Below are 285 nucleotides of genomic sequence, written 5' to 3'. Positions count from 1 at the left end.
CCGGTGTCCGAGACGCTGCAGGTAATCGTCGGATCGCGACCGCCGACACCCTCATGCAGTTCCACGTGCACGTTCACCGAGCCACCCGGCGGCGTGAACTTCAAGGCGTTCGACGCCAGGTTGGATAGCACCTGCTCGATGCGTCCCGGATCGCCATTGAAGACGCCCTCCACCGAGGCATCGCGGGCCAGGCTGAAGGCGATGCCCCGTTCCGCCGCGAAGGGTCGGCATACCGCGCCCACCGTCGCCAGTACCTCGTCGAAGGCAAACGCCTGGTGGCGCAGC

General features: G+C 67.0%; 1 protein-coding gene. It reads right to left on the bottom strand.

Translation table 11 applies throughout. The annotated features are described in order from the left end of the window. Positions 1-285, bottom strand: a 285-nt coding sequence (locus CBX98_RS26090; RefSeq protein ID WP_242446627.1) for an ATP-binding protein, incomplete at both ends; no start/stop codon positions are given.

The organism is Vibrio sp. T9, from assembly GCF_003123985.1.
Lineage (GTDB): Bacteria > Pseudomonadota > Gammaproteobacteria > Enterobacterales > Vibrionaceae > Vibrio > Vibrio diabolicus.
The sequence above is the reverse complement of the archived record's forward strand: the minus strand, read 5'-3'. Positions and strand labels throughout refer to the sequence as shown.